This window comes from Enterobacter sp. MGH119, from assembly GCF_001037675.1.
Classification (GTDB): domain Bacteria; phylum Pseudomonadota; class Gammaproteobacteria; order Enterobacterales; family Enterobacteriaceae; genus Enterobacter; species Enterobacter hormaechei_C.
Genome location: NZ_KQ089932.1, coordinates 320916 through 339046 on the forward strand (window position 1 = coordinate 320916; position 18131 = coordinate 339046).

Consider the following 18131-nt stretch of genomic DNA (forward strand, 5'->3'; position numbering starts at 1 on the left):
ATTGTGTGTCAGGCATCACAAAGAAATCGGCATTTTTCTGAAACCGGTTACAATTTTACCGCGGAGAGCATTCTGCCCGTCAGATCGGGCAGAATTTGAGGAAGGGTATTATCGGCTGGCCGTGCTTACGATGCGGTTTTTACCCTGTTGTTTAGCGGTATACAGCGCTTCATCTACGCTACCGATAAATTGTTCCAGCGGTTCGAAGTGCCACTCTCCCGTCCCGGCGCTGAAGGTCACTCGCAGGTTCTCTTCCCGCCAGGTCCGCTTTTCAACGGCGGTGCGCCAGGCTTCCAGTAGCGCGTGCGCGGAGTTCATCAGCTCGGCCGGGAAGATCACGCCGAACTCTTCTCCACCGTAGCGGTAAACGGAAACGTGGTGCGGCTGCATGATCTGAATACCTTCGCGTGCCACGTTGCGCAGCACAATATCCCCGCTCAGGTGGCCCCAGGTGTCGTTAATAGATTTGAAGTTATCGATATCGACCAGCGCCAGAACGAAGGGTTGATGAGCGGTCAGCAGCTCATCCACATCGTTGTCGAACGCACGGCGGTTCTTGCAGCCTGTCAGCGCATCATGGGTGGCCTGTCGGACATAGGCCAGCTCGCGTTCTTTATTGGTTCGAATGGTATGGCTGAGCATCGCCTCAAGACGTGGCGCCTGATTGACGTCTCCGGTTTTGATGGCGTTGATAATGTTCATCAGCACAGAACGCGAGGCATGACGAAGATAAAGCCCGAACAGAATGATGATGATTGCCGCCAGCGCAAATCCCCAGCCGACGACGGTGGTTTCATGCCGGGTGATGACGGTAAGCGTGGCATCGGAGACCCGATAAATCACAAACCAGTCCGGATTGGTGAAAGAGTAGTAGTAATACCAGGTTTTACTTTTGGGGTCGAAAAGATGGCCCTCGCCGCTGGTCATTTGATCCATCAGCGCTTCGCTTACGTACTGCTTAAAGAGCGCCCCCGTGTCCGGATGCAGCACAACAGCGCCGTCACGCTCCACAACAAAAAACTCACCCTGAACCGGCGCCACCATCTGGCGCAGGGTATACCCCATGGACGTTAAATCAAGATGGAAAGCGAGCGTGCCCTTCAGGCGGCCTTCCGGTGAAATGACCGGCTTATAGAGAGTGACCGTAGGATGTTGGGTAAAATAGTCCAGATAGGGGCGGGTGTAGTGAGGAAAGTTGCTGGCTTCCGCTTGTCCGATAAACCATGGACGGGTCCGGGCGTCGAACGACTTACCCTTCTCCGTTGGCAGCACTTCCGGCGCGCGCAGATGGCGCCCTACTGTGTCCGCCAGAGAGATAGACGACACCGTCGGCATCAGGTTCTGCAAATGCATCAACATCTGCAAACCGTGTGTCGGGTCGATATTAATTTTCTGATTTACTCTGTCGTTACGGGCGAAGTACATCGCAGCACGACCAAGAATATAGTCATTTTCTCGCAGGATGGATTCGGTATAGTTTACCGCCAGATTATGGGTGAAGTTACCATTAATCTTATGATAATCCTCAAGAAAATCCTTTCTCTGTGAAAGGATAACCAGGATGGCGATCAGCGCAAAACTGAGCAGGATCCCCGCGAAGCTGACCATAATTGGCCGCGTAAAAGAGAGCTTTTTACTGTGGAGTGCCATGAGTTGTACATCAATCCAGATGGTAGACGCGTTGCGTCTGTCGATACCCTCAGCATAGTCGCTGTCCGGTTGCTGGTAGTAAATTATACAGAAGGCGATTACCGACGAGATGATTTATCTTAAGCGTAGATAAGAAACGACGTATTTATTGTATCGATTAAAATTTTGTTTAAGAGGCGGAGGGCAGGGCGAAACGAGGAAGAAGCATTTTCACCCTGGTCAGCGTCCGTTGCTGACGTGGTAAAGCATAAGAAAACCAGGCAGATCGCCTCAATCGCCCGGTTTTGATCTTACGAGCCGCCTCGTAACCTTTTCGCGTTTTTGCAGTCGGTTTCAGCGCTAATGCGAGGCTCTTCCCAGCCAGCTATCCCAGTCTTTCCACACGGGCTGTAGCCCCTGGGCAGTCAGGGCTTCCGCCACCGCTTCGGGCCGTCGTCCGTCGTGCGGTGCAAACTGTTCCAGTTCCGGGTGATCGTCCGCGTAACCGCCCGGCTGCGTTTTGGAAAAGGCGCTAACGTTATTGATCGCCAGCGGGATCGCGCGGTCGCGAAACGCGGGTGATTCACGCGTGGAGAGCGACAATTCCACTTCCGGCGCGAACAGGCGAAATGCACACAGGGTTTGCACCAGCTGGCGCTCATCCATCAGCGAAGCGGGTTCAACGCCTCCCGTACACGGACGCAGCCGCGGGAAAGAGATGGAATAGCGGCTTTGCCAGTAGCGCTGCTGTAGCCACAGCAGATGCTCCGCCACCATATAGCAGTCCACCCGCCAGCTGTCGGACAGACCGATAAGCGCGCCCAGCCCAATTTTATCGATACCGGCGCGCCCCAGCCTGTCCGGCGTTTCCAGCCGGAAGATGAAATCCTGCTTCTTCCCTTTCAGGTGATGCCGGGCATAGGTCGCCTCGTGGTAGGTTTCCTGATAGACCATGACGCCGTCCAGCCCGAGCGTTTTCAGCTCCGCATATTCCTCCTGCGACAAAGGCTGCACTTCCATTTGCAACGAGGCAAATTCGCGGCGGATGGCCGGAAGATGCTGGCGAAAATAGTCCATCCCCACTTTGCCCTGATGTTCACCCGTCACCAGCAGGAGATGTTCAAAACCCATCTCACGAATAGCCGCACACTCGCGGGCGATCTCATGCTCATCCAGCGTTTTACGCTTAATACGGTTGCTCATGGAGAAACCACAGTAGGTGCAGTCGTTGGCGCACAGGTTAGAAAGATAGAGCGGCACGTAAAAGCTCACCGTGTTGCCAAAACGCTGGCGGGTGAGGCGTTGCGCGCGCTGCGCCATCGGTTCAAGGTACGCGCTGGCTGCCGGAGAAAGCAGGGCCATCAAATCCTCGCGGGTCAAATGTTTGGCTGTTAATGCCCGCTCTACGTCCGCAGAGGTTTTACTGTTGATGCGTAAGGCAATATCGTCCCAGTTCAGCTGACGCCAGCGATCGGTAAAGGTAGCCATCAGAGCGCCTCCAGAAAATCGGTCAGCGGGCTGGTGGCCTGCGCCTGAACGCAGCGCGAGCCGGGGCCGGACTGGCGTGCCAGCAGACCGGACTCCACCGCAAGGCGGAACGCACGCGCCATCATCACCGGGTCGTCGGCCACCGCAATCGCGGTATTGACCAGCACCGCATCGGCCCCCATCTCCAGCGCCTGCGCGGCGTGACTGGGTACGCCGATGCCCGCATCCACCACCACGGGCACGGTCGCCTGCTCGATGATGATCTCCAGCATCGCGCGGGTCTCCAGTCCCTGGTTGGAGCCAATGGGTGCCCCTAACGGCATTACGGCCGCGCAGCCGACCTCTTCCAGACGCTTGCACAGCACGGGGTCGGCACCGCAGTAGGGCAGGACGGTAAATCCCTGCTGCACCAGCTTCTCTGCCGCTTTCAGGGTTTCGATCGGATCGGGCAACAGCCAGCGGGCGTCCGGATGAATTTCCAGCTTCAGCCAGCGGGTGCCGAGCGCTTCCCGCGCCAGTTGCGCAGCGAAAATTGCTTCCTCGGCCGTTTTCGCACCGGAGGTATTCGGTAAGAGCGTCACGCCTGCCTCCAGTAACGGCGCAAGTATGGCATCGTTGTGCTGACGCAAATCCACGCGCTTCATCGCCAGTGTCACCAGCTGGCTGCCGCTCTCACGAATGGCATCCACCATCAGCTGCGGGGAGGCGAATTTTCCGGTTCCGGTAAACAGATGTGAATCAAAGACTTTGTCGGCAATACGTAACATCTCAGCCCCCTGCGATAACCTGAAACAGCAGGATCTGGTCGCCTTCATTGACCTGCTGATGTTCCCACCGTTCGCGCGGCAGGATCTGTTGATTGAGCGCCAGCGCCGTTCCCGGCTTCAGCTGGCGCAGCGTGTCGAGCAGGGCGGCAACGGTGAGATCGTCGTCGCACGTCATCGGCTCATCGTTAAACAGAATGCGCATTGCGGCCTCCGCATACCGGGCAGTGGCTGGTGCGGTTTAACACCAGATGACGCCATCCGCTGGTGCGGGCGTCGAACAGCCGCAGCGTGTTGCGTTCTGTCTCCATGCCGCTGAGCAACTTGATGGCCTCCAGCGCCTGAAGAGTACCCATCACGCCCACCACCGGGCCCAGAATGCCTGCCGTGCGGCAGTTACGCTCCGGTTCAGCCTCGTCCGGCCACAGGCAGCGGTAACAGCCCTGCGCCCACGGCGGCGTAAGCACCATTATTTGCCCGCCGAAACCGACCGCGCTGGCGGTGATCAGCGGCGTGTTCTGCGCAACACAGACCGCGTTGATGGCCTGACGCGTCGCCATATTGTCCGTACAGTCCAGCACCACGTCGGCAAGGGCCACTTCGCGTTGCAGATCTTCCCCGCTCAGCCGCGTCTGGAGCGCGACCAGTTCGATATCGGGGTTAAGCTGGTTCAGCCGCTGGCGCGTAACGTGCGCTTTAGGCTGGTTGATATCTTCTGTCGTGAAGAGAATTTGCCGTTGCAGATTGCTGAGATGTACCTCGTCGTCATCGGCCAGCACCAGCGTGCCCACGCCCGCGCCAGCCAGATACAGCGCGGCGGGAGTGCCTAATCCGCCCAGACCGACAATCAGTACCCGGCTGGCGAGCAGCTTTTGCTGCCCCTCGATGGCGATATCCTCCAGCAGGATCTGGCGGCTGTAGCGCATAAAATCACGATCTTTCATCGCCTGCTCCTGCCAGTTGTAAAAGCCGTGCGGTGGCGGCCTGCCAGTCTGCCGCCTGGGTGATAGCGCTGACGACGGCGATACTGCCGACGCCGGTCTCCAGCACTGCGGGCGCACGTTCAAGGCTGATCCCGCCGATAGCGACGGTGGGGTAATCGGCAAGTCGCTTCACGTGCGCCGCCAGCTGAGCCAAACCCTGTGGAGCGGACGGCATCTGTTTGGTTTGCGTCGGGAAAACGTGACCGAGGGCGATGTAGGAGGGGCGGGCCGCCAGCGCCACGTCGATCTCCATATCATCATGGGTAGAAACGCCCAGCCGCAGACCGACGTCACGGATCGCGTTGAGATCGGTCGTTTCCAGATCTTCCTGTCCCAGATGCACGCCGTACGCCTGGTGTTTAACCGCCAGCCGCCAGTAGTCGTTGATAAACAGGCGGGCGTGGTAGCGACGTCCCAGCGCGATAGCGGCGATCACGTCGGCCTCCACCTCTTCATCGCGTTTATCCTTAATGCGTAGCTGGATCGTGCGAACGCCTGCCTCCAGCAGGCGCGCTATCCACGCCACGCTGTCCACCACCGGGTAAAGCCCTAAGCGGAAGGGGACAGGGGGGAAATCAGGCTGGTACATTATGTCTCCTCTTTTTTGAGGTAGATTTCGCCGCCTTTCGCGCGGAAGGTTTCCGACATGTCCGCCATGCCGACTTCAATGGTCTGCGCGGCGGCGTAATCGCGTACTTCCTGGCTGATTTTCATCGAGCAGAATTTTGGTCCGCACATGGAGCAGAAGTGCGCGACTTTGCCCGATTCCTGCGGCAGGGTTTCGTCGTGGTAGGCGCGGGCGGTGAACGGATCGAGGGCCAGGTTAAACTGGTCTTCCCAGCGGAATTCAAAGCGCGCTTTGGACATGGCGTTATCGCGGATTTGCGCGCCCGGATGGCCTTTCGCCAGATCCGCCGCGTGGGCGGCAATCTTGTAGGTAATCAGTCCCTGCTTCACGTCCTCTTTGTTTGGCAGGCCGAGGTGCTCTTTCGGTGTCACGTAGCAGAGCATGGCGCAGCCGAACCAGCCGATCATCGCCGCCCCAATGCCTGACGTGAAGTGGTCATAGCCCGGCGCGATGTCAGTTGTCAGTGGCCCCAGCGTGTAGAACGGTGCTTCGTGGCAGTGCTCCAGCTCTTCGGTCATGTTGCGACGGATCATCTGCATCGGCACATGGCCCGGGCCTTCAATCATCACCTGCACGTCGTACTCCCAGGCGATTTTGGTCAGCTCGCCCAGCGTGTGCAGCTCGGCAAACTGCGCCTCGTCGTTAGCATCGCGGATGGAGCCAGGACGCAGGCCGTCGCCCAGCGACAGGGAGACGTCGTACGCGGCGCAAATTTCGCAGATTTCGCGGAAGTGTTCGTAGAGGAAGTTTTCCTGATGATGGGAAAGGCACCATTTCGCCATAATGGAACCGCCGCGTGAGACGATACCGGTCAGACGTTTCGCCGTCATCGGCACGTAGCGCAGCAGCACGCCCGCGTGGATGGTGAAGTAGTCCACGCCCTGTTCCGCCTGCTCCAGCAGCGTGTCGCGGAACGCTTCCCAGGTGAGGTTTTCGGCGATGCCGTTGACCTTCTCCAGCGCCTGATAAATCGGGACGGTGCCAATCGGCACCGGGCTGTTACGCAGGATCCATTCGCGGGTTTCGTGAATATAGCGGCCGGTGGAAAGGTCCATCACCGTATCCGCGCCCCAGCGCGTCGACCAGACCAGCTTTTCCACCTCTTCTTCGATGGATGACGTCACCGCTGAGTTGCCGATGTTGGCGTTGACCTTCACCAGGAAGTTGCGGCCGATAATCATCGGCTCGGATTCCGGGTGGTTGATGTTGGCGGGGATAATGGCGCGCCCGGCGGCCACTTCATCACGCACAAATTCCGGCGTGATGTTCTCCGGCAGGCGAGCGCCAAACCCTTCACCCGGATGCTGGTGGCGCAGCACTTCGCTGCGGATGCGCTCGCGGCCCATGTTTTCGCGGATGGCGATGAACTCCATCTCCGGCGTGACGATACCCTGGCGCGCGTAGTGCAGCTGGGTTACGCATTTGCCCGCTTTAGCGCGTTTTGGCGTCAGCAGGCCGGTAAAGCGCAGCGCGTCCAGACCGTCGTCGGCCAGGCGTTCTTTGGTGTATGCAGAACTGCGTACGCTCAGTTCTTCGCAGTCGTTACGCGCCTCTATCCACGGCTGGCGCAGCTTTGCCAGACCCTGCTGGACGTTGATAGCAACATCAGGATCGCCGTACGGGCCGGAGGTGTCATACACCGGCACGGCTTCGTTGTCTTCATACTGCGGATTCTCTTTGCTGCCGCCGATAAGCGTCGGGCTGAGCTGGATTTCGCGCATCGGGACGCGGATATCGGCCTGCGAGCCGGAAATGTAGATGCGTTTCGAGTTCGGGAAAGCGGTGCCTTCCAGGGTGTCGATGAAGCGTTGTGCGTGTTCGCGCTGTTCGCGGCGGGTCAGTTTTGCAGTAGACATAGCTCATTCCAAAAGTGAAGGACATGGCTTGTCAGACGACGGATGAAGCAAGAGAGGATCGCCCGGGGGGCGATACAACAGCAGTGTGACTCTTGTTCCCTTCGCAGGTATTAACCTGATCAGGTTCCGCGGATCCCGAATTAACGGTCTCAGCCCGTGCTTTCACACTGGGCACTCCGACAAGAAAAATCCCCCTCCGCAGAGGGGCGAATGGTTGTAAATTACTCGTTAACGATTAAGAACTCAAGCAGGGCGCGCAACGTTATCGCTGGTGCTGATATTCAGGTTGTTGTCCAGCACGAGGGCGATGAGCTTGTCTTCCAGCGTGAATCGCTCTTCCAGCGCTTCGCCAAGGTCGGAAAGCGCCTGCTGAAACTCAAGATAGTTATCGTGATCGATAGCGTTCTCCAGCGCGGAATCGTAGTAGTCCATGATCCGCTGGGTGTTGGCTTCCAGCAGCGGACAGAGTTTACTGGCCGCTAAATACGGCGTTGTCCCTTCCATTTCGCGGATAATGCGTTCATAAAGGTTGAAATGGCCGTCGGAGAGGTAGTCGACAAGGCTCTGACAAAAATCATCCAGCGCTTTTTCGTTCAGCCGCATAAAGGATTCTTTGCCAGGCTTAAGACCGACCAGATTGTAATACGCCACAAGGAGATGCTTGCGCACATGTAGCCAGCGATCCACCAGGGTGTTACTTCCTCCAACGCGCTCAGTCAGGCTTTCCAGCTGGTTTAACATGGTCGACTCCATAAGGTTTAGAATGGGATCTGCTTATCCAAAATGTAACCACAATGCTAACAACATGTCAGTGAAGCGAAGGTAGTGCAATAGATATGGATCGTATTATTGAAAAATCAGATCTGGGTTGGTGGATCGTCAGTCACGAGCAAAAGTTGTGGCTGCCCGGTGGGGAGATACCCTACGGTGCGGCAGAAATCTTCGATCTCGTCGGCCAACCTGCGCTGCGGATCGGCGAGTGGCAGGGCGATCCGGTATGGTTGATCCTACAGGCTCGTCGTCAGGATATGGGATCCGTTCGTCAGGTGTTGGATCGGGATGTCGGCCTGTTCCAGCTGGCGGGGCGCGGCGTGCAGCTGGCGGAGTTTTACCGCTCGCACAAATACTGCGGCTACTGCGGCCACACCATGCACCCGAGCAAAACCGAGTGGGCAATGCTTTGCGGCCACTGCCGTGAACGCTACTACCCGCAAATCGCACCGTGCATCATTGTCGCCATCCGCCGTGATGATTCCATCCTGCTGGCGCAGCATACCCGCCATCGCAACGGTATTCACACCGTCCTCGCCGGGTTCGTGGAAGTCGGCGAAACGCTGGAACAGGCGGTGGCGCGCGAGGTGATGGAGGAGAGCGGCATTAAGGTGAAAAACCTGCGCTATGTGACGTCGCAGCCGTGGCCGTTCCCGATGTCCCTGATGACCGCGTTTATGGCGGAATACGACAGCGGCGAGATTGTTATCGATAAGAAAGAGCTGCTGGAGGCGAACTGGTATCGCTACGACGATTTACCGCTGCTGCCCCCGCCGGGAACGGTGGCGCGTCGCCTGATAGAAGATACCGTGGCAATGTGTCGGGCCGAGTATGAGTAGTGTTACACTGACGGACTGACGCAATAAGGAACTGCAAAATGACCGAACTGAAGAACGATCGTTATCTGCGTGCGCTGCTGCGCCAGCCCGTTGATGTCACCCCGGTGTGGATGATGCGCCAGGCGGGACGCTATCTGCCAGAGTACAAAGCCACGCGCGCGCAGGCGGGCGATTTTATGTCGCTGTGCAAAAACGCCGAGCTGGCCTGTGAAGTGACGCTCCAGCCGCTGCGCCGCTTCCCGCTCGATGCCGCCATTCTTTTTTCGGACATTCTCACCATTCCGGATGCGATGGGCCTTGGGCTCTATTTCGAAACCGGCGAGGGCCCGCGTTTTACCTCACCGATCAAAAGCAAAGCCGACGTTGATAAGTTGCCGATCCCCGATCCGGAAGGCGAGCTGGGCTATGTGATGAACGCCGTGCGCACCATTCGCCGCGAGCTCAAAGGCGATGTGCCGCTGATTGGCTTCTCCGGTAGTCCGTGGACGCTGGCCACCTACATGGTGGAAGGCGGCAGCAGCAAAGCCTTTACCGTCATCAAAAAGATGATGTACGCCGAGCCGCTGGCCCTGCATGCGCTGCTCGACAAGCTCGCGAAGAGCGTCACGCTCTACCTCAACGCGCAGATTAAAGCAGGTGCGCAGTCGGTGATGATTTTCGACACCTGGGGCGGCGTGCTGACCGGACGTGATTATCAGCAGTTCTCCCTGTACTACATGCACAAAATTGTCGATGGCCTGCTGCGTGAAAACGAAGGCCGTCGCGTGCCGGTGACGCTGTTTACCAAAGGCGGCGGCCAGTGGCTGGAAGCGATGGCGGCCACCGGCTGCGACGCGCTGGGCCTCGACTGGACCACCGATATTGCCGATGCGCGCCGTCGCGTGGGGGACAAAGTGGCGCTTCAGGGCAACATGGACCCGTCCATGCTCTATGCACAGCCTGCCCGTATCGAAGAGGAAGTGTCGACTATACTGTCTGGTTTCGGCCAGGGTGAAGGCCACGTCTTTAACCTCGGCCACGGCATTCATCAGGATGTGCCGCCTGAACACGCAGGCGTATTTGTGGAGGCGGTGCATCGGCTTTCTGCCCAGTATCATAAGTAAGGAGTGGTTATGGATCTCGCGTCGCTACGCGCTCAGCAAATCGAACTGGCTTCATCGGTGATCCGCGAGGATCGTCTGGATACGGACCCTCCGCGGTACATTGGCGGGGCGGACGTCGGGTTTGAGCAGGGCGGTGAAGTGACGCGAGCGGCGATGGTGGTGCTGAAATACCCGTCGCTGGAGCTGGTGGAGTACAAGGTGGCGCGTATCGCCACCACCATGCCCTATATCCCCGGCTTTCTCTCCTTCCGCGAATATCCCGCGCTGCTGGCCGCGTGGGAACAACTCTCGCAAAAACCTGACCTGCTGTTTGTTGATGGGCATGGTATCTCCCATCCGCGTCGCTTAGGCGTTGCCAGCCACTTTGGTCTGCTGGTGGACGTGCCAACCATCGGCGTGGCGAAAAAACGCCTGTGCGGCGCGTTTGAGCCGCTCTCTGCCGAACCGGGCGCGCTGGCGCCGCTTATTCATAAAGGCGAGCAGCTGGCGTGGGTCTGGCGCAGTAAAGCGCGCTGCAACCCGCTGTTTATCGCAACCGGGCATCGGATCAGCATGGATAGCGCCCTGGCGTGGGTGCAACGCTGTATGAAGGGCTACCGTTTACCGGAGCCAACCCGCTGGGCTGACGCCGTGGCCTCTTCACGTCCGGCATTCATTCGTTGGCAGGAAATTCAGCCGTGATTCAGGTAAACTGCGGCTAATTTTCGATTCGAGACATCATCATGTTACAAAACCCGATTCATCTGCGCCTTGAAAAGCTGGAAAGCTGGCAGCACGTGACGTTTATGGCTTGCCTGTGCGAGCGCATGTATCCCAACTATGCCGCGTTCTGCAAGCAGACAGCGTTTGGCGAAGGCCAGATTTATCGTCGTATCCTGGATTTAATCTGGGAGACGCTGACGGTCAAAGACGCGAAGGTGAATTTTGACTCTCAGCTCGAAAAGCTGGAAGAGGCTATTCCGGCTGCGGATGATTTCGACCTGTATGGCGTCTACCCGGCCATTGATGCCTGTGTGGCGTTGAGCGAGCTGATCCACTCCCGTCTGAGCGGTGAAACCCTGGAACACGCCATTGAAGTCAGTAAGGCATCCATTACCACCGTTGCGATGCTGGAAATGACCCAGGAAGGCCGTGAAATGACCGACGAAGAGCTGCGTGCTAACCCGGCGGTAGAACAGGAATGGGACATTCAGTGGGAGATTTTCCGCCTGCTGGCAGAGTGTGAAGAGCGTGATATTGAGCTGATCAAAGGGCTGCGCGCGGACCTGCGCGAGGCCGGCGAGAGCAATATTGGTATAATTTTTAACCAATGAGACAACAAAACGTGATTTAACGCCTGTTTTGTCGCTCCTCGACTCTTCCCTTTCGCCCCCCGTCTGGTCTACATTTGGGGGGCGAAAAAAAGTGGCTATCGGTGCGTGTATGCAGGAGAGTGCTTTTTTGGCATTTTCGTCGCACTCGATGCTTAGCAAGCGATAAACACATTGAAAGGATAACTTATGAACAAGACTCAACTGATTGATGTAATTGCGGACAAGGCTGATCTGTCTAAAGTGCAGGCTAAAGCTGCTCTGGAATCTACCCTGGCTGCTATTACTGAGTCTCTGAAAGAAGGCGATGCTGTACAACTGGTTGGTTTCGGTACCTTCAAAGTGAACCACCGCGCTGAGCGTACTGGCCGCAACCCGCAGACCGGTAAAGAAATCAAAATCGCCGCAGCTAACGTGCCGGCATTTGTTTCTGGTAAAGCACTGAAAGACGCAGTTAAGTAAGACGCGTGGCAGTGAACAGTTTTAACGAAGGGGCGGCAACGCCCCTTTTGTCATTCTGGCGTGGAACGCTCGCGCTGGCAGGCGTACTGTTGCTGTCTGCCTGTAGTCATGATTCCTCACTCCCCCCGTTTACCGCCAGCGGCTACGCTGACAACCAGGGTGCGGTCAGGATCTGGCGCAAAGATTCCAGCGATGAAGTCCATATGCTCACCGCGTTCAGCCCATGGCATAACGGCAATACCTCGACCGCAGAATACCGCTGGCAGGGCGATGCCCTGTCGCTCATTGAACTGAATATCTACAGTAAGACTCCCGAACACGTGAAGGTGCGTTTCGACGACCACGGCGAGCTGAGCTTTATGCAGCATGAGGTCAGTGGACTGAAAAAGCAGCTTTCCAGCGATCAGGTCGCCCTCTACCGCTACCGTGCTGAACAACTTCGCCAGACCAGCGATGCGCTGCGTCAGGGCCGCGTGGTGCTGCGTCAGGGGCGCTGGCATGCCGACGGCACGGTGACCACCTGCGAAGGGCAGACGGTGAAGCCTGAGCTTGAACCCTGGGCAACCGAACACATTCAGCGTCGTCAGCGGCATTCATCTGTGGAGGTGAGTGTGGCATGGCTGGAAGCGCCGGAAGGCTCTCAGCTGTTGCTGGTGGCGAATGAAGATTTCTGCACCTGGCAGCCGACAGAAAAGAGTTTTTGATTTAAGTCCCCTCTCCCTTGAGGGAGAGGGTTAGGGTGAGGGGAAATTACTCTCCCTGCTCCCGCGCAATAGCACGATAACCGATATCCTGACGGCTGAAGCTGCCGTTCCAGTGAATATCCGCCATCAGCGCATAGGCGCGTTTCTGCGCTTCTGCCACGGTCTGGCCCAGCGCGGTCGCACACAGCACGCGGCCGCCGTTGGTGAGCACGCGGTCATCGTCAGCCAGCTTCGTACCGGCGTGGAACACCTTCGCGCCGTCAATCTCTTCCAGCGGCAGGCCGTGGATCTCATCTCCAGTGTTGTAGCTACCCGGATACCCACCCGCAGCAATCACCACACCTAAAGAGGCACGCTCGTCCCACTCGGAAGTTTTCTCATTCAGCTTGCCTTCGCACGCCGCCAGACACAGATCCACCAGGTCGGATTTCATGCGCAGCATGATCGGCTGGGTTTCCGGATCGCCAAAGCGGCAGTTGAATTCGATCACCTTCGGGTTACCCTGCTTGTCGATCATCAGGCCTGCATAAAGGAAACCGGTGTAGGTATTGCCTTCCGCCGCCATCCCTTTCACGGTTGGCCAGATGATGCGGTCCATGGTGCGCTGATGCACCTCATCGGTAACAACGGGAGCAGGAGAGTAAGCGCCCATTCCCCCAGTGTTGGGGCCGGTATCGCCATTGCCCACACGCTTGTGATCCTGGCTGGTGGCCATCGGCAGAACGTGCTCGCCATCGACCATCACGATAAAGCTCGCCTCTTCGCCGTCGAGGAACTCTTCAATCACGATGCGGTGGCCCGCATCGCCAAAGGCGTTACCTGCCAGCATATCCTGAACCGCGGCTTCGGCTTCTTCGAGGGTCATCGCGACGATCACGCCTTTACCCGCGGCCAGACCGTCGGCCTTGATAACAATCGGCGCGCCCTTCTCACGTAACCAGGCCAGAGCAGGCTCCACTTCAGTGAAATTCTGATATTCCGCCGTCGGGATGTTATGACGCGCGAGGAAATCTTTGGTGAAGGCTTTTGAGCCTTCCAGCTGTGCGGCACCCTCCGTTGGGCCAAAGATTTTCAGGCCAGCTGCGCGGAAGGCGTCTACGACGCCAATCACCAGCGGCGCTTCCGGGCCAACGATGGTCAGATCGATGTTCTCGGTCTGGGCAAAGCTCAGCAGTGCCGGAATATCGGTCACGCCGATGGCGACGTTTTGCAGCGCGGGTTCCAGCGCCGTACCGGCATTACCCGGTGCCACAAAGACGGTTTCAACCTGCGGAGACTGCGCTGCTTTCCACGCCAGGGCGTGCTCGCGCCCGCCGTTACCAATCACTAATACTTTCATTTTCTGCTCCGGGAATTAATGGCGGAAGTGGCGCATGTCGGTGAAGATCATTGCGATGCCATGCTCGTCGGCAGCGGCAATCACTTCGTCATCACGGATTGAACCGCCAGGCTGGATCACACAGGTGATGCCCACCGCAGCCGCAGCGTCGATACCGTCGCGGAACGGGAAGAAGGCGTCAGAGGCCATGGCGGAGCCTTTCACTTCCAGGCCTTCGTCGCCTGCTTTGATACCGGCAATTTTTGCAGAGTAAACGCGGCTCATCTGGCCTGCGCCTATCCCGATGGTCATGTTCTCTTTGGCGTAAACAATTGCGTTAGACTTCACGAACTTCGCCACTTTCCAGCAGAACAGCGCGTCACGCAGTTCCTGTTCGGTCGGCTGACGTTTGGTCACCACGCGCAGGTCGGCTTCTGTCACCATACCCAGATCGCGGTCCTGAACCAGCAGACCGCCGTTCACGCGCTTGAAGTCCAGGCCCGGCACGCGTTCCGCCCACTGACCACAAACCAGCACGCGCACATTCTGTTTTGCCGCAGTGATTTTCAGCGCTTCTTCTGATGCGGACGGCGCGATGATCACTTCGACAAACTGGCGGGAGATGATGGCCTGCGCGGTTTCCGCATCCAGCTCGCGGTTAAAGGCGATAATGCCGCCGAACGCGGAGGTCGGGTCGGTTTTGTAGGCGCGATCGTAGGCATCCAGAATAGAAGTGCTTACCGCAACGCCGCATGGGTTGGCGTGCTTGACGATAACGCAGGCCGGCTCGCTGAATTCTTTCACGCATTCCAGCGCGGCGTCGGTGTCGGCAATGTTGTTATAGGAAAGGGCTTTGCCCTGAACCTGCTGGGCGGTCGCAACAGAGGCTTCCTTTACCTCTTCTTCTATATAGAAGGCCGCCTGCTGGTGGCTGTTCTCACCGTAACGCATATCCTGCTTCTTAATGAAGTTCAGGTTCAGGGTGCGCGGGAAGCGGCCAGAGGGATCTTTGCTTTCACCATGGTAAGCCGGTACCAGGCTACCGAAGTAGTTGGCGATCATGCTGTCGTAGGCGGCGGTATGCTCGAAGGCTTTGATGGCGAGATCGAAACGCGTTTCAAGTGTCAGGGACCCTTCGTTGGCATCCATCTCATCAATAACGGCGTTGTAGTCGCTGCTCTTCACCACGATGGCGACATCTTTATGGTTCTTGGCCGCGGAGCGCACCATGGTTGGGCCGCCGATATCAATATTTTCAACCGCATCTTCCAGAGAGCAGCCTTCGCGGGCGACGGTCTGGGCGAACGGGTAGAGGTTAACGACAACCATGTCGATGGGGGCAATATTGTGTTGCTCCATAATACCGTCGTCCTGACCGCGACGACCCAGAATACCGCCGTGCACTTTCGGATGCAGGGTTTTGACGCGTCCATCCATCATTTCCGGGAAACCGGTGTAATCGGACACTTCGGTTACCGGCAGACCTTTCTCTGCTAACAGGCGCGCGGTGCCACCTGTAGAAAGCAGCTCCACACCGCGTGCGGAAAGTGCCTGGGCGAATTCGACGATACCGGCTTTATCAGAAACACTGAGCAGAGCGCGGCGGACTGGACGACGTTGTTGCATGGTAAATCCCCTGGATTTCACGATTACAGAGAGCGTTAGATGAATTTTCCTGTGAAAAACTCATCTAACACACCTGACGATGCATCCTTGTGAAGCGCGAGCATTTTAACGAAAACGTTTGCGCAACGCTCGCACATTTTCACTTTTTCGTATCATTGTGGATAAGTCTGTGTGTAAAAAGGTATAAGGCGGGGTTTTGCTGTGGAATGCAGCAGTCAGTCATTTTTCTGTCATTTAGCGGTTGCGGCCAGCGGAGAACTCCCTATAATGCGCCTCCATCGACACGGCGGATGTGAATCACTTCACAAACAACCCGGTCGGCTGAAGAGAAAAAATCCTGAAAATCAGGGTTGACTCTGAAAGAGGAAAGCGTAATATACGCCACCTCGCGACAGAGCGCTGAAGCGCGTCGCAACTGCTCTTTAACAATTTATCAGACAATCTGTGTGGGCACTCAAAGTGACATGGATTCTTAACGTCCTCGGACGCTAAATGAATACCAAGTCTCAACGAGTGAACACGTAATTCATTACGAAGTTTAATTCATTGAGCATCAAACTTTTAAATTGAAGAGTTTGATCATGGCTCAGATTGAACGCTGGCGGCAGGCCTAACACATGCAAGTCGAACGGTAACAGGAAGCAGCTTGCTGCTTTGCTGACGAGTGGCGGACGGGTGAGTAATGTCTGGGAAACTGCCTGATGGAGGGGGATAACTACTGGAAACGGTAGCTAATACCGCATAACGTCGCAAGACCAAAGAGGGGGACCTTCGGGCCTCTTGCCATCGGATGTGCCCAGATGGGATTAGCTAGTAGGTGGGGTAACGGCTCACCTAGGCGACGATCCCTAGCTGGTCTGAGAGGATGACCAGCCACACTGGAACTGAGACACGGTCCAGACTCCTACGGGAGGCAGCAGTGGGGAATATTGCACAATGGGCGCAAGCCTGATGCAGCCATGCCGCGTGTATGAAGAAGGCCTTCGGGTTGTAAAGTACTTTCAGCGGGGAGGAAGGCGATAAGGTTAATAACCTTGTCGATTGACGTTACCCGCAGAAGAAGCACCGGCTAACTCCGTGCCAGCAGCCGCGGTAATACGGAGGGTGCAAGCGTTAATCGGAATTACTGGGCGTAAAGCGCACGCAGGCGGTCTGTCAAGTCGGATGTGAAATCCCCGGGCTCAACCTGGGAACTGCATTCGAAACTGGCAGGCTAGAGTCTTGTAGAGGGGGGTAGAATTCCAGGTGTAGCGGTGAAATGCGTAGAGATCTGGAGGAATACCGGTGGCGAAGGCGGCCCCCTGGACAAAGACTGACGCTCAGGTGCGAAAGCGTGGGGAGCAAACAGGATTAGATACCCTGGTAGTCCACGCCGTAAACGATGTCGACTTGGAGGTTGTGCCCTTGAGGCGTGGCTTCCGGAGCTAACGCGTTAAGTCGACCGCCTGGGGAGTACGGCCGCAAGGTTAAAACTCAAATGAATTGACGGGGGCCCGCACAAGCGGTGGAGCATGTGGTTTAATTCGATGCAACGCGAAGAACCTTACCTACTCTTGACATCCAGAGAACTTAGCAGAGATGCTTTGGTGCCTTCGGGAACTCTGAGACAGGTGCTGCATGGCTGTCGTCAGCTCGTGTTGTGAAATGTTGGGTTAAGTCCCGCAACGAGCGCAACCCTTATCCTTTGTTGCCAGCGGTTAGGCCGGGAACTCAAAGGAGACTGCCAGTGATAAACTGGAGGAAGGTGGGGATGACGTCAAGTCATCATGGCCCTTACGAGTAGGGCTACACACGTGCTACAATGGCGCATACAAAGAGAAGCGACCTCGCGAGAGCAAGCGGACCTCATAAAGTGCGTCGTAGTCCGGATTGGAGTCTGCAACTCGACTCCATGAAGTCGGAATCGCTAGTAATCGTGGATCAGAATGCCACGGTGAATACGTTCCCGGGCCTTGTACACACCGCCCGTCACACCATGGGAGTGGGTTGCAAAAGAAGTAGGTAGCTTAACCTTCGGGAGGGCGCTTACCACTTTGTGATTCATGACTGGGGTGAAGTCGTAACAAGGTAACCGTAGGGGAACCTGCGGTTGGATCACCTCCTTACCTTAAAGAACCTGCCTTTGTAGTGCTCACACAGATTGTCTGATGAATGATGAACTTCTGAATGTACTTTTGAGTGCATTAAGAAGTTTTGCTCTTTAAAAATCTGGATCAAGCTGAAAATTGAAACGACACACAGCTCATGTGTGTTCGAGTCTCTCAAATTTTCGCAACCATGAAGTGAAACATCTTCGGGTTGTGAGGTTAAGCGACTAAGCGTACACGGTGGATGCCCTGGCAGTCAGAGGCGATGAAGGACGTGCTAATCTGCGAAAAGCGCCGGCGAGGTGATATGAACCTTTGACCCGGCGATGTCCGAATGGGGAAACCCAGTGTGTTCCGACACACTATCGTTAACTGAATACATAGGTTAACGAGGCGAACCGGGGGAACTGAAACATCTAAGTACCCCGAGGAAAAGAAATCAACCGAGATTCCCCCAGTAGCGGCGAGCGAACGGGGAGCAGCCCGGAGTCTGAATCAGCTTGTGTGTTAGTGGAACGGTCTGGAAAGTCCGACGGTACAGGGTGATAGTCCCGTACACGAAA

Annotated in this window: 16 protein-coding genes, 2 rRNA genes and 1 riboswitch; of the genes, 8 read left to right on the forward strand and 10 right to left on the reverse strand. The window is 56.8% G+C overall.

Annotation, left to right across the window (positions count from 1 at the left end; genetic code table 11):
- Positions 1 to 108: 108 nt before the first annotated feature.
- The 8 genes from SK53_RS18485 to SK53_RS18520 form a co-directional block, all read right to left on the reverse strand.
- Positions 109 to 1650 carry a sensor domain-containing diguanylate cyclase gene (locus SK53_RS18485; RefSeq protein WP_048209867.1) on the reverse strand — a complete coding sequence of 514 codons (1542 nt, stop codon included), beginning with the start codon at positions 1648 to 1650 and terminating at the stop codon, positions 109 to 111.
- Positions 1651 to 1989: 339 nt separating this feature from the next.
- Complete coding sequence (gene thiH, locus SK53_RS18490) at positions 1990 to 3117, reverse strand: 2-iminoacetate synthase ThiH (protein ID WP_048209868.1); 1128 nt, start codon at positions 3115 to 3117, stop codon at positions 1990 to 1992.
- Positions 3117 to 3884 (reverse strand): thiazole synthase, encoded by a 768-nt coding sequence (gene thiG, locus SK53_RS18495; RefSeq protein WP_022650203.1) that lies wholly within the window; start codon positions 3882 to 3884, stop codon positions 3117 to 3119. The genes thiH and thiG overlap by 1 nt, the downstream gene beginning before the upstream one ends.
- Before the next feature lies 1 nt (position 3885).
- Positions 3886 to 4086 carry a sulfur carrier protein ThiS gene (thiS, locus tag SK53_RS18500; protein WP_003862324.1) on the reverse strand — a complete coding sequence of 67 codons (201 nt, stop codon included), beginning with the start codon at positions 4084 to 4086 and terminating at the stop codon, positions 3886 to 3888.
- Entirely contained in the window at positions 4070 to 4825 is a 756-nt protein-coding gene (gene thiF / locus SK53_RS18505; RefSeq protein ID WP_048209869.1) for a thiazole biosynthesis adenylyltransferase ThiF, read from the reverse strand. The genes thiS and thiF overlap by 17 nt, the downstream gene beginning before the upstream one ends.
- Positions 4812 to 5453, reverse strand: coding sequence for a thiamine phosphate synthase (thiE, locus tag SK53_RS18510; protein ID WP_048209870.1), 642 nt, complete (start codon positions 5451 to 5453; stop codon positions 4812 to 4814). The genes thiF and thiE overlap by 14 nt, the downstream gene beginning before the upstream one ends.
- On the reverse strand, positions 5453 to 7348 hold the full coding sequence (gene thiC / locus SK53_RS18515; protein ID WP_048209871.1) for a phosphomethylpyrimidine synthase ThiC: 1896 nt from the start codon (positions 7346 to 7348) through the stop codon (positions 5453 to 5455). The genes thiE and thiC overlap by 1 nt, the downstream gene beginning before the upstream one ends.
- A gap of 79 nt (positions 7349 to 7427) precedes the next feature.
- A riboswitch (TPP riboswitch) is annotated at positions 7428 to 7537 on the reverse strand.
- Positions 7538 to 7591: 54 nt separating this feature from the next.
- Complete coding sequence (locus SK53_RS18520; protein WP_022650207.1) at positions 7592 to 8089, reverse strand: Rsd/AlgQ family anti-sigma factor; 498 nt, start codon at positions 8087 to 8089, stop codon at positions 7592 to 7594.
- Positions 8090 to 8184: 95 nt separating this feature from the next.
- Here SK53_RS18520 and nudC point away from each other — a divergent pair, with 95 nt between their 5' ends.
- The 6 genes from nudC to SK53_RS18550 all read left to right on the forward strand — a co-directional run bounded on the left by nudC (position 8185) and on the right by SK53_RS18550 (position 12537).
- Positions 8185 to 8958, forward strand: coding sequence for an NAD(+) diphosphatase (nudC, locus tag SK53_RS18525; RefSeq protein WP_022650208.1), 774 nt, complete (start codon positions 8185 to 8187; stop codon positions 8956 to 8958).
- 38 nt (positions 8959 to 8996) lie between these two features.
- A complete protein-coding gene (gene hemE, locus SK53_RS18530) occupies positions 8997 to 10061 on the forward strand; it encodes a uroporphyrinogen decarboxylase (RefSeq protein WP_022650209.1) in 1065 nt (354 codons plus the stop codon).
- A gap of 9 nt (positions 10062 to 10070) precedes the next feature.
- Entirely contained in the window at positions 10071 to 10742 is a 672-nt protein-coding gene (gene nfi, locus SK53_RS18535) for a deoxyribonuclease V (protein ID WP_023324002.1), read from the forward strand.
- A gap of 41 nt (positions 10743 to 10783) precedes the next feature.
- Positions 10784 to 11374 (forward strand): YjaG family protein, encoded by a 591-nt coding sequence (locus SK53_RS18540; protein WP_003862310.1) that lies wholly within the window; start codon positions 10784 to 10786, stop codon positions 11372 to 11374.
- Positions 11375 to 11560: 186 nt separating this feature from the next.
- A complete protein-coding gene (gene hupA / locus SK53_RS18545) occupies positions 11561 to 11833 on the forward strand; it encodes a nucleoid-associated protein HU-alpha (RefSeq protein WP_002445246.1) in 273 nt (90 codons plus the stop codon).
- 11 nt (positions 11834 to 11844) lie between these two features.
- Positions 11845 to 12537 carry a DUF1481 domain-containing protein gene (locus SK53_RS18550; RefSeq protein ID WP_048209872.1) on the forward strand — a complete coding sequence of 231 codons (693 nt, stop codon included), beginning with the start codon at positions 11845 to 11847 and terminating at the stop codon, positions 12535 to 12537.
- 46 nt (positions 12538 to 12583) lie between these two features.
- On the opposite strand, the gene purD is transcribed toward SK53_RS18550, so the two are convergent.
- The gene (gene purD / locus SK53_RS18555; protein ID WP_048209873.1) at positions 12584 to 13876 is read right to left on the reverse strand and encodes a phosphoribosylamine--glycine ligase; all 1293 of its coding nucleotides are present in this window, start codon (positions 13874 to 13876) and stop codon (positions 12584 to 12586) included.
- Between the two features lie 15 nt (positions 13877 to 13891).
- Positions 13892 to 15481, reverse strand: a complete 1590-nt coding sequence (purH, locus tag SK53_RS18560) for a bifunctional phosphoribosylaminoimidazolecarboxamide formyltransferase/IMP cyclohydrolase (RefSeq protein ID WP_048209874.1) — start codon at positions 15479 to 15481, stop codon at positions 13892 to 13894.
- Between the two features lie 563 nt (positions 15482 to 16044).
- Here purH and SK53_RS18565 point away from each other — a divergent pair.
- Together SK53_RS18565 and SK53_RS18570 are read left to right on the forward strand one after the other, a co-directional pair.
- Positions 16045 to 17586: ribosomal RNA gene (locus SK53_RS18565) — 16S ribosomal RNA — on the forward strand.
- A gap of 199 nt (positions 17587 to 17785) precedes the next feature.
- Positions 17786 to 18131, forward strand: a 23S ribosomal RNA gene (locus SK53_RS18570); the annotation flags it as partial.